10 protein-coding genes are annotated in these 10438 nt (G+C 58.7%); 9 read left to right on the top strand and 1 reads right to left on the bottom strand.

Annotated elements, in window-relative coordinates:
- Window positions 1–108: 108 nt before the first annotated feature.
- Window positions 109–1098: a taurine ABC transporter substrate-binding protein gene (tauA, locus tag D8U69_RS16720; RefSeq protein WP_130907754.1), complete on the bottom strand. Its 990-nt coding sequence runs from the start codon at window positions 1096–1098 to the stop codon at window positions 109–111.
- Between the two features lie 362 nt (window positions 1099–1460).
- On the opposite strand from tauA, the gene D8U69_RS16715 reads away from it, so the two are divergent.
- The 9 genes from D8U69_RS16715 to D8U69_RS16675 all read left to right on the top strand — a co-directional run.
- Window positions 1461–2798 (top strand): OprD family outer membrane porin, encoded by a 1338-nt coding sequence (locus D8U69_RS16715; protein ID WP_130903843.1) that lies wholly within the window; start codon window positions 1461–1463, stop codon window positions 2796–2798.
- 415 nt (window positions 2799–3213) lie between these two features.
- A complete protein-coding gene (locus D8U69_RS16710; protein WP_056854062.1) occupies window positions 3214–4557 on the top strand; it encodes an OprD family porin in 1344 nt (447 codons plus the stop codon).
- 293 nt (window positions 4558–4850) lie between these two features.
- Window positions 4851–5489, top strand: coding sequence for a peroxiredoxin (locus D8U69_RS16705; protein ID WP_130903845.1), 639 nt, complete (start codon window positions 4851–4853; stop codon window positions 5487–5489).
- A 303-nt stretch (window positions 5490–5792) separates the two neighbouring features.
- Window positions 5793–6386, top strand: a complete 594-nt coding sequence (gene ssuE, locus D8U69_RS16700; protein WP_056854060.1) for an NADPH-dependent FMN reductase — start codon at window positions 5793–5795, stop codon at window positions 6384–6386.
- Window positions 6387–6475: 89 nt separating this feature from the next.
- Entirely contained in the window at window positions 6476–7456 is a 981-nt protein-coding gene (locus D8U69_RS16695; RefSeq protein ID WP_130907753.1) for a sulfonate ABC transporter substrate-binding protein, read from the top strand.
- Between the two features lie 28 nt (window positions 7457–7484).
- Window positions 7485–8633 carry an FMNH2-dependent alkanesulfonate monooxygenase gene (gene ssuD, locus D8U69_RS16690; protein ID WP_130903846.1) on the top strand — a complete coding sequence of 383 codons (1149 nt, stop codon included), beginning with the start codon at window positions 7485–7487 and terminating at the stop codon, window positions 8631–8633.
- A 7-nt stretch (window positions 8634–8640) separates the two neighbouring features.
- Window positions 8641–9423: an aliphatic sulfonate ABC transporter permease SsuC gene (gene ssuC, locus D8U69_RS16685; protein ID WP_056854057.1), complete on the top strand. Its 783-nt coding sequence runs from the start codon at window positions 8641–8643 to the stop codon at window positions 9421–9423.
- Window positions 9420–10226: an aliphatic sulfonates ABC transporter ATP-binding protein gene (ssuB, locus tag D8U69_RS16680; RefSeq protein ID WP_130907752.1), complete on the top strand. Its 807-nt coding sequence runs from the start codon at window positions 9420–9422 to the stop codon at window positions 10224–10226. The genes ssuC and ssuB overlap by 4 nt, the downstream gene beginning before the upstream one ends.
- 33 nt (window positions 10227–10259) lie before the next feature.
- On the top strand, window positions 10260–10438 hold a 179-nt coding region (locus tag D8U69_RS16675), incomplete at its 3' end, for a TOBE domain-containing protein (RefSeq protein ID WP_130907751.1).

Below are 10438 nucleotides of genomic sequence, written 5' to 3'. Positions count from 1 at the left end.
CGCTTTTGTGGCGAGGGAGCTTGCTCCCGCTGGAGGCCGAAGGACTCCCCATCAGGGCCGCTACGCGGCCCAACGGGAGCAAGCTCCCTCGCCACAGGTTTCAGTGGATTACTCGGTGACAAACTTCGCGCTGACATACGGCGAGTAATCCGGCAGCACCGTTTCCACCTTCCCTTGTTCCTTCAAGAACTTCGCCGTCTCGCCAATCGCCTTGGCCGTGCCGCCGTCCAGCAGCGCGCTGGTTTGCTGTGCCTTGGCATCCGGGAAAGCGGACCCGGCGAGCAACTCCGGCACGTCGGCAGCGTTGGCACCGGTCAGTTTGGCGATTTTCTGCACAGGCTCAGAGTCGGTGGTCCAGTTGGCTTTGTGCGCGGCGTAATCAGCAAAGGCGTCGAGCGTGACCTTGGCGAACTTGGCTACGACATCAGGATGCTTCTCGGCGTAATCCTTGCGCGCAACCCAAACCTCAAAGGTGGGAGCGCCCCACTGTCCGACCTGTGCGGCATCGGTCAAGGTCTTGCCGGTCTTGCGAATTTCACCCAATGCGGGTGACCAGACAAAGGCGCCATCAATATCGCCACGCTTCCAGGCCGCGGCGATTTCCGCTGGTTGCAGGTTCACCACTTTGACTTTCGAAGCGTCCAGGCCCCAGTGCTTCAGCGCGCCGAGCAGGCTGTAGTGCGAGGTGGAAACGAAGGGCGTGGCGATGGTCTTGCCGATCAAATCTTGCGGTTTTTCGATGCCGCTGCCGTTACGAACCACCAGGGCTTCCGCCGCATTGATCTGTGCCGACACGAGGAACGCGACAATCGGCAGCTTGCGCGACGCCGCTGCCGCCAAAGGGCTGGAACCGAGGTTGCCGATTTGTACATCGCCGGACGCTATCGCTGTGACCACCTCCGGGCCACTGTTGAAGCGTCGCCAGTCGATGGGCTGGCCAATGGTTTTTTCGTACAGGCCATCCGCCTGCGGCACCTTGCTGGGGTCGATACCGGTTTGGTAGCCGACGGTGAGGTTCGCTGCGTGGGCAGAGAAAGAAATCAACAGCGATACACAAACTGTAACAAAGGGCTTGGATAGTGCGCGCTTGGTCGTCATGGCGAGGGCCTGTTCGATTGGTTTTGTTGCGAAATTGTGTCCAAACCTAATCGATCTAAAAAACGCCCAATAAATACCATTTAGTAATTAGCTTATGTGGCACCCGCTCTAGTCCGCTGGGGTAATTGAAGTGAGCTTAATTCCTAAACGGTATGAGAAAAGAATCGAGCCATTCTTTTCAGGTTTGTGACGATCTCATGAACCTGCATGGACCAAAAAACCGGGGATTAGACTATGGTCGTAGACACACATGGTTACGATTGACTTGTGAGTCACCGTCCGGCGCTAATCGCGCATCTTAGGATTTTGGGCAAAGACCCAAGACCAGGAACACAAGAATTAGAATCCAGAGGAGCTTCACAATGAACAAGTCCACCTTGGCTTTGGCCGTGGCCGTAGGGGTTATGGCGCAGCAGGCAGGCGCCGCAGGTTTCATCGAAGACAGCAAGGCTTCCGTCAGTTCGCGCACCTATTATTTCGACGCCGATAAACGGGAAGGCGCCAGCACGCCTGCCAACCGGCAGCGAGAGGCCGCTGAAGGCCTGAAGTTCGATTACCAGTCGGGTTTCACTCAAGGTGTCGTTGGTTTTGGTATCGACGCCCAGGCGCTGGTTGGTATCCATCTGGACGGCGGCAAAGGCCATCACCCGGACAACAACTCCTTCACACCTAGCGACACCGATGGTTCGGCAGAACACTCGTGGAGCCGTGCGGCAGCGAACGTCAAGGCACGTTTCTCGAAGACCGAGGCTCACGTGGGTGGCGCTCTGCAGCCAAACATGCCGATCCTGATCGCGAACGACAGCCGCGTGCTACCGCAAACCTTTGAAGGTGGCACCCTGACTTCGAAGGAAATCGACAACGTGACCTTCAACGTAGGTCAGTTGGAGCACGCGACCGGTCGCGCATCGAGCAACAGCACCGGCCTGGCCGTGGCTGGCGGTACTCAGGACAGCAACCAGTTCCGTTACGCCGGTGCTGACTGGAAGGTCACCAAAGACCTGATGCTGCAGTACTACTACGCGAACCTGGAAGACTACTACAAGCAGAACTTCCTGGGCCTGGTGCACGTCTACCCGATCGCACCGAACCAGTCGTTCAAGACCGATATCCGTTATTTCGACAGCAGCTCCGACGGCAAGAACGGCACGGCCGGCTACCTGTTCAACAACAACAACGGTTACGCCAAGACGCCAGGCGAAGTCGACAACAAAACCTGGAGCGCCACGTTCACCTACACCCTGGGCGGCAGTGCATTCTTGCTCGGTCACCAGCGTGTCAACGATGACGGCGGTTTTGTTTTCCTGAACCAGGCTAACGTGGTTGACGGTCGAGGCCGTAACGAAGGTGCCGGCGGCGCAAGCTTCTACTCCTTCACCGATGCCACCGTGGGCAGCTTTATCCGTGCCGGTGAAAACACCACCTACGGTCAATACTCCTATGACTTCGCTTCTTTGGGCGTGCCAGGCCTGAAAGCGTCGGCTGCTTATCTGTATGGCCGGGACATCAAGGCCACCAACGGCGTGGGTGATGACCTGAACGAGCGGGAAACCGACCTGCGTGTGGATTACGTGATTCAAACCGGCCCACTCAAAGGCTTCGGTACTACGTTGCGTCACGGAATGTATCGTGGCAACACCAGTACGCTTGATGAAGACCAGACCCGTCTGATCTTCAACTACACCTACAGCTTCATGTAATAGCGTCCCCCATCAAAAAACCTCACCACAACGGTGAGGTTTTTTTTCGTCTCGATTCAATATTCCATATTGTTTGCATGGGTGAATTTTTAATTCTTTTTAGCTTTTATCGTCAACGCTTACAGTAAGTCCATCCGACACGCACCGTAAGCCTCGGATCAAGCTGCAACCTCCCTCGAGATAAAACGATTCAGGAATCGGCATTTCGGCCGATACCCCCAATCTGTGTTGTCGGGGCTTATTTCCCAATGCGATTAAAAATACTTCAATAATTCTTTTATGGATTATGAAGAGGTATCCTGCGCGCCCAAAAAATGACCGCGTTCGACGGTCAGGCGCAAAAAGCGTCTGCGGATCCAGGGCATACGACCCGGGACCAGCAACACAAGTATTAGAAAACGATAGGAGCGAAACAATGAACAAGTCCACCTTGGCCCTGGCAGTGGCCGTAGGGGTTTTGGCGCAGCAGGCAAGCGCCGCCGGTTTCATCGAAGACAGCAAGGCAACCTTGGGGCTGCGCAACTTCTACATCAATCAGGATTTTCGTGACGGCAGTGCCGAACCGAACAAGAACGAAGAGTGGGGCCAAGGCTTCGATCTGCGTTTCATTTCCGGTTACACCCAAGGCACTGTTGGTTTCGGTATCGACGCGATCGGTCTGCTGGGCGTGAAACTGGATTCGGGCGGTGGTACCAACGGTGGGGCAGGTAACGCTTATGGCGGTACTGTTTTCCCAACCAAGTCCAACGGTGAGTCGGTTGATAACTTCTCCAGCCTGGGTCTGACCGCCAAGGCCAAGGTTTCCCAGACCGAGCTGAAACTGGGGACCTTGCAGCCGAAGAACCCGGTCATCGTGACCAACGACGGTCGTCTGCTGCCGCAAACCTGGCAGGGCGGCCAGATCACGTCCGGCGACATCAAGGACCTGACCCTGGTCGGCGGTCAGATCGAGCAGGTCAAAGGTCGTAACTCGAGCAACAACCAGCAGTTGTCGATCTCCGGCGCCAACGGTCGTACCGCGGCAGCTCGCGACAGCAACAAGTTCATCTATGCCGGCGGTGACTACAAACTCACCAAGGACCTGACTGCCCAGTACTACTACGGCAAGCTGGAAGAGTTCTACAAACAGCACTTCCTCGGACTGGTGCATAACTGGGCAATCGGCCCGGGCGTATTGAAGTCGGACTTCCGCTACTTCAACAGCTCCGACGACGGCGCCAACGGTCACGATCCGTTGTATTACACGACGGGCAACTACAACGCGCCTAACGGTAAGGGCAAGGTCGACAACAATCTGTACAGCGGCCTGTTTCTGTACACCGTGGCCGGCCACACCTTCGGCGGCGGTTACCAGGTCAGCAATGGCAGCAGTGACTTCCCTTGGTTGAACCAGGGCGACGGTTCGTCGAACTACACCATCACCGACGCGCAAATCCAGAAGTTCGGCCGTGCCGGCGAGAAAACCTGGCAAGCGCGCTACTCCTTTGACTTCGCCAAGGTCGGTGTTCCTGGCCTGACAGCGGGTGTGGTTTACCTGCATGGCGACGACATCGACACGGTCAACGGCGCCGGCCGTCAACTCGCCAACGGCGCTTCCGAGTGGGAACGCGACCTGACTGTGGGTTACGTCGTGCAGTCGGGCGCGCTGAAGAACCTCGGCCTGATGTGGAAAAACGCCACCTGGCGTACCGACCTGCCGAACACCCGTTCCCAGGACGAAAACCGTCTGATCGTCAGCTACTCGATTCCGCTGTTGTAAAAGCGCACGCGTAAGCGAGACAAAAAAAGCCCCGCCCGGCATCACGCCGGGCGGGGCTTTTTGCGTTTCAAGACGGGGTCACCCCCGTAATCCCGCCTCGAAATTCCCTCTTTTGCAGCAACTCAAGGCCTTCTCGAACCTTGTGGCCGATGTTCGGCGGGTTGCGTTCATCCGTCCAGTGAACAGTTCTTTAATATTTCTTTTCGGTCTAAACAAATCGATATTTATTCTTTTTAATGGATAAAAAACACAGGCACAGTTGAGTTCATCCAGCACTCACCAGGAGCTACACCATGGGCATCAGACTCGGCGATATCGCCCCCGATTTCGAACAGGATTCCAGCGCCGGCACCATCCGTTTCCACCAATGGCTGGGTGATAGCTGGGGTGTGCTGTTTTCCCATCCGGCGGATTTCACCCCGGTGTGCACCACCGAACTGGGCTTCACGGCCAAGCTGAAGGATGAATTCGCCAAGCGTGGCGTCAAGGCCATAGCCCTGTCAGTCGACCCGGTGGACTCGCACCACAAGTGGATCGCCGACATCAACGAAACCCAGAACACCGTCGTCAACTTTCCGATCCTCGACGATGCCGACCGCAAGGTTTCGGACCTCTACGACCTGATCCATCCGAATGCCAACGACACCCTGACGGTACGTTCGCTGTTTGTCATCGACCCGAACAAGAAGGTTCGCCTGACCATCACCTACCCGGCGAGCACCGGCCGCAACTTCCATGAAATCCTGCGGGTGATTGATTCTCTGCAGCTCACCGACAACTACAAAGTGGCCACGCCGGCCAACTGGCAGGACGGTGATGAGGTGGTGATCGTGCCGTCGCTCAAGGATGAAGAAGAAATCAAACAGCGCTTTCCCAAAGGCTATCGCGCCGTGAAGCCTTACCTGCGCCTGACACCGCAGCCGAATCGTTGACGATGTGATCGTTCCCACGCTCCGCGTGGGAATGCCTCTAGGGACGCTCCGCGTCCAGTGACGCGGAGCGTCACGGGCTGCATTCCCACGCGGAGCGTGGGAACGATCATCAACTACAAAGCAGGGGATTTCAGGCCGTTTCGACGGCCTTTTTTTTGTCTGAAAGAAGTGATTCTTCATATTTCTATATTGCATAACCAAATGAATAAATATGATTTATGGATATATAAATCACCTGTTAAGGTCACTCCATCAAAGCGAGATCGCAAACCGCGAATCGTCTGCAATCAAGGAATCGTCTGAATGCTGGTCGTCTCACTCGGTGGCAGTCCCAGTCAGCGCTCCCGTTCCGGGGTTCTGCTGGATCGCTCCCAACGTTGGCTACAAGAGCAGGGCGTGGAGGTGGTGAGTTATCAGGTACGGGACTTCCCGGCTGAAGACCTGCTGCACGCACGTTTCGACAGCCCCAAGGTGGTCGACCTGCTGCAACAAATTGAAAACGCCGATGGTTTGCTGATCGCCACGCCGGTGTACAAGGCTTCGTTTTCCGGTGCATTGAAAACCGTGCTGGATCTGCTGCCGGAGCGCGCCTTGAGCCACAAGGTGGTGTTGCCAATGGCAACCGGCGGCAGCATCGCCCACATGCTCGCGGTGGATTACGCGCTCAAACCGGTGCTGTCGGCATTGAAGGCCCAGGAAATGCTTCAGGGCATTTTCGCCGTCGACAGCCAGATCGCTTACGGCGAAGGCAGTGCCCTGGCGCAGTTGGCACCGGAGCTTGAGCAACGATTGAATGAATCGCTGGAGCTGTTTTTCAGCGCCATGGCGCGACGGCCCAAGCCGCTCGATCCAAACCTGTTGAATGAACGTTTGTTGAGTGCTCGCTGGAGCATTTGAGCCATTTTCACCCTTGAAGTACTGGCCTTACTCGCCCGCCAACGGGCAAGCAGGTGCAGCCAAAACCCAACTGCAAATAGGAGAGCGCCATGCGCCCTGTCATTTTGCGTCGTGGTCTGGTCGCTCTGTTTGCTGCGGCTGTTACCTTCGGCGCCATTACCCAAGCTCAGGCCGAGACACTGCGGATCGGTTATCAGAAATACGGCACCCTGGTGCTGCTCAAAGCCAAAGGCACTCTGGAAAAACGCCTCGCCGCCCAAGGCGTGGACGTGCAATGGACTGAATTCCCCGGTGGCCCGCAGCTGCTCGAAGGCTTGAACGTCGGCTCCATCGACTTCGGCGTGACCGGCGAAACCCCTCCTGTGTTTGCCCAAGCGGCAGGCGCCGATCTGCTCTACGTCGCCTACGAACCGCCAGCGCCGCACAGCGAAGCGATCCTGGTGCCGAAGGATTCGCCGATCAAATCGGTGGCCGAACTCAAGGGCAAGAAAGTCGTCCTGAACAAAGGCTCCAACGTGCACTACCTGCTGGTGCGGGCACTGGAAGACGCCGGCCTCAAGTACACCGATATCCAGACCGTATTCTTGCCACCGGCCGACGCCCGTGCTGCGTTCGAGCGTGGCAGCGTCGATGCCTGGGTCATCTGGGACCCGTACCAGGCGGCCGCCGAACAGCAACTGCAAGCGCGCACCCTGCGTGATGGCAAAGGCATCGTCGACAACCATCAGTTCTATCTGGCGACCAAACCCTACGCGCAGAAAAATCCCGAGGTGATCAAGACCCTGGTGGAAGAAGTGCGCGCGGTCGGCGAGTGGTCCAAGGCCAACCCGCAAGATGTGACCAAACAAGTCTCGCCACTGCTTGGCCTGCCAGCGGACATCACCCTGACTTCGGTGAAACGCCAGGGCTACGGCGCGCTGTTCCTGACCCCGGAAGTGGTCGCCGCGCAACAGAAAATCGCCGACAGCTTCTACCAGCTCAAGTTGATTCCCAAGCCGCTGAGCATCAAAGACGTGATCTGGACGCCGCCGGCGACCGTTGCCCAAAGCTCAGTCACCAAAGCCCAGTAACAGTCCGATTTCCCAAGGAGACCACTCCATGAGCCTCAACATCTTCTGGTTCCTGCCTACCCACGGCGACGGCCATTACCTTGGCACCGCCGAAGGCGCTCGCGCCGTTGACCACGGTTACCTGCAACAAGTCGCCCAAGCGGCGGATCGACTGGGTTTCGGCGGTGTACTGATTCCCACCGGTCGTTCCTGCGAGGATTCGTGGCTGGTGGCGGCGTCGTTGATTCCAGTGACCCAGCGTTTGAAGTTTCTTGTCGCCCTGCGCCCCGGGATCATTTCCCCGACGGTGGCGGCACGCCAGGCGGCTACGCTGGATCGCTTGTCCGGCGGACGTGCGCTGTTCAACCTGGTCACGGGCGGTGATCCGGAAGAGTTGGCCGGCGATGGTCTGTTCCTCAGCCACGAAGAGCGCTATCAGGCCTCGGTGGAATTCACCCGCATCTGGCGTCGCGTGCTGGAAGGCGAAACCGTCGATTACGACGGCCAGCACATCAGCGTGAAGGGCGCGAAGTTGCTGTACCCGCCGATCCAGCAACCGCGTCCGCCGCTGTACTTTGGCGGTTCGTCGGAAGCGGCGCAGGACCTCGCGGCAGAACAGGTCGAAATGGTGTTGACCTGGGGCGAGCCACCGGCCGCGGTGGCCGAGAAGATCGCACAGGTGCGGGCCAAAGCTGCGAGGCTCGGGCGTACCGTGCGCTTCGGCATTCGCCTGCATGTGATCGTTCGTGAAACCAACGCCGAGGCCTGGCAAGCGGCGGACCGACTGATCTCGCACCTGGACGACGACACCATCGCCCGTGCCCAGGCCTCCCTGGCGCGCTTCGATTCCGTCGGCCAGCAACGCATGGCCGCGCTGCACGGTGGCAGCCGCGACAACCTGGAGGTCAGCCCGAATCTCTGGGCCGGCGTCGGGCTGGTGCGGGGCGGTGCCGGTACGGCGTTGGTCGGTGATGGGCCGACTGTGGCGGCACGGGTTAAGGAGTACGCCGATCTGGGTATCGATACGTTCATCTTCTCCGGTTATCCACACCTGGAAGAGTCGTACCGCGTGGCCGAGTTGCTGTTCCCGCACCTGGACATCGAGCGTCCCGAGTTGCCGAAAAGCGCTGGTTACGTCAGCCCGTTCGGCGAAATGGTCGCCAACGACATCCTTCCCAAAGCCGCGTCGCAGAGTTGAGCGCGCCATGAAAAAAATTATCCACAGCCTCGCGCCCTGGGCGTTGCCGGTGTTGCTGCTGGCGGTGTGGCAGCTGTCGGTGTCGGCGGGTTGGTTATCGACACGGATTCTGCCGGCGCCGATCGCCGTGATCGAAGCCGGTGTGAGCCTGGTACGCAGCGGCGAGATCTGGACACACCTGGCAATCAGCGGTTGGCGTGCCGCGTTGGGCTTTGCCATTGGTGGCGGTATTGGCCTGACACTGGGTTTCATCACCGGTCTGTCCAAGTGGGGCGAACGCCTGCTCGACAGTTCGGTGCAGATGATCCGCAACGTGCCGCACCTGGCGCTGATTCCGCTGGTGATCCTGTGGTTCGGCATCGACGAGTCGGCGAAGATTTTCCTGGTGGCCCTGGGCACCTTGTTCCCGATCTACCTCAACACCTATCACGGCATCCGCAACGTCGATCCGGCGTTGGTGGAAATGTCGCGCAGCTACGGCTTGTCCGGTTTCAGTCTGTTCCGTCAGGTGATCCTGCCGGGTGCGCTGCCTTCGATTCTGGTCGGCGTGCGCTTTGCCCTGGGCTTTATGTGGCTGACGCTGATCGTGGCCGAAACCATTTCCGCCAGCTCCGGCATTGGCTATCTGGCGATGAATGCCCGGGAGTTCTTGCAGACCGACGTGGTGGTGCTGGCGATCCTGATGTATGCGGTGCTCGGCAAGCTGGCCGATCTCGCGGCGCGTGGACTTGAACGCGTGTGGCTGCGCTGGCATCCGGCCTATCAGGTCGTCAAGGGAGGTGCCGCATGACCGCTCAACAACCTCCACGCCTGCTGCGCGGGATTCCGCTGGCGGTGCGCAAGCTGCAAAAAACCTTTGGTTCGCGCCAGGTGCTGCGCGAGATCGATCTGCATATTCCGGCGGGGCAATTTGTCGCCGTGGTCGGTCGCAGCGGCTGCGGCAAAAGTACCTTGCTGCGTTTGCTGGCCGGTCTCGATCAGCCCACGGGCGGTGAACTGCTGGCCGGTTCCGCGAAGCTGAGCGAGGCCCGGGAAGACACCCGGCTGATGTTCCAGGAAGCACGGTTGCTGCCGTGGAAAAAGATCATCGACAACGTCGGCCTGGGTCTCAAGGGCCACTGGCGTCCCAAGGCATTGGCGGCGCTGGAAGCGGTCGGCCTGGCGGACCGCGCCCATGAGTGGCCGGCGGCCCTGTCCGGTGGGCAGAAACAACGCGTGGCCCTGGCTCGCGCGTTGATTCATCAACCGCGCCTGCTGTTGCTCGACGAGCCGTTGGGCGCGCTCGATGCCCTGACCCGCATCGAAATGCAGCAACTGATCGAACGGCTCTGGCAGCAACACGGCTTCACCGTGTTGCTGGTGACGCACGACGTCAGCGAAGCCGTAGCGATTGCCGATCGGGTGATTCTCATCGAAAACGGCGAAGTCGGCCTCGACCTGCACGTTGAGCTGCCACGCCCTCGGGTTCGTGGCTCTCATAGGCTGGCAGCACTGGAGACCGAAGTTCTCAACCGCGTGCTGTCACTGCCCGGCCAACCACCGGAACCGGAACCTGTTTCACCCTTGCCTACGCAGTTGCGTTGGGCCCAGTAACCCAAGTCTTATCCAACCACAGGAATCAATATCATGACTATCAAGGCCATCAACGTACGCAACCAGTTCAAAGGCTCGATCAAGGAAATCGTCCTCGGTGACGTGCTCTCGGAAATCGATGTGCAGACCGCTTCCGGCATCGTCACTTCGGTGATCACCACACGTTCGGTGAAAGAGCTGGAATTGGCGGTGGGCAGTGAAGTGATCGCGTT

Origin of the sequence: Pseudomonas sp. Sample_16 (genome assembly GCF_004307665.1) — a bacterium.
Lineage (GTDB): Bacteria > Pseudomonadota > Gammaproteobacteria > Pseudomonadales > Pseudomonadaceae > Aquipseudomonas.
Note: the sequence above shows the minus strand (reverse complement) of the source record. Positions and strands in the feature narration are given on the sequence as shown.

What these genes read in the sequence shown, in the direction of transcription:
- tauA (WP_130907754.1), bottom strand. Translation starts at nt 1,098, where the DNA reads ATGACGACCAAGCGCGCACTATCCAAGCCCTTTGTTACAGTTTGTGTA.
- D8U69_RS16715 (WP_130903843.1), top strand. Translation starts at nt 1,461, where the DNA reads ATGAACAAGTCCACCTTGGCTTTGGCCGTGGCCGTAGGGGTTATGGCG.
- D8U69_RS16710 (WP_056854062.1), top strand. Translation starts at nt 3,214, where the DNA reads ATGAACAAGTCCACCTTGGCCCTGGCAGTGGCCGTAGGGGTTTTGGCG.
- D8U69_RS16705 (WP_130903845.1), top strand. Translation starts at nt 4,851, where the DNA reads ATGGGCATCAGACTCGGCGATATCGCCCCCGATTTCGAACAGGATTCC.
- ssuE (WP_056854060.1), top strand. Translation starts at nt 5,793, where the DNA reads ATGCTGGTCGTCTCACTCGGTGGCAGTCCCAGTCAGCGCTCCCGTTCC.
- D8U69_RS16695 (WP_130907753.1), top strand. Translation starts at nt 6,476, where the DNA reads ATGCGCCCTGTCATTTTGCGTCGTGGTCTGGTCGCTCTGTTTGCTGCG.
- ssuD (WP_130903846.1), top strand. Translation starts at nt 7,485, where the DNA reads ATGAGCCTCAACATCTTCTGGTTCCTGCCTACCCACGGCGACGGCCAT.
- ssuC (WP_056854057.1), top strand. Translation starts at nt 8,641, where the DNA reads ATGAAAAAAATTATCCACAGCCTCGCGCCCTGGGCGTTGCCGGTGTTG.
- ssuB (WP_130907752.1), top strand. Translation starts at nt 9,420, where the DNA reads ATGACCGCTCAACAACCTCCACGCCTGCTGCGCGGGATTCCGCTGGCG.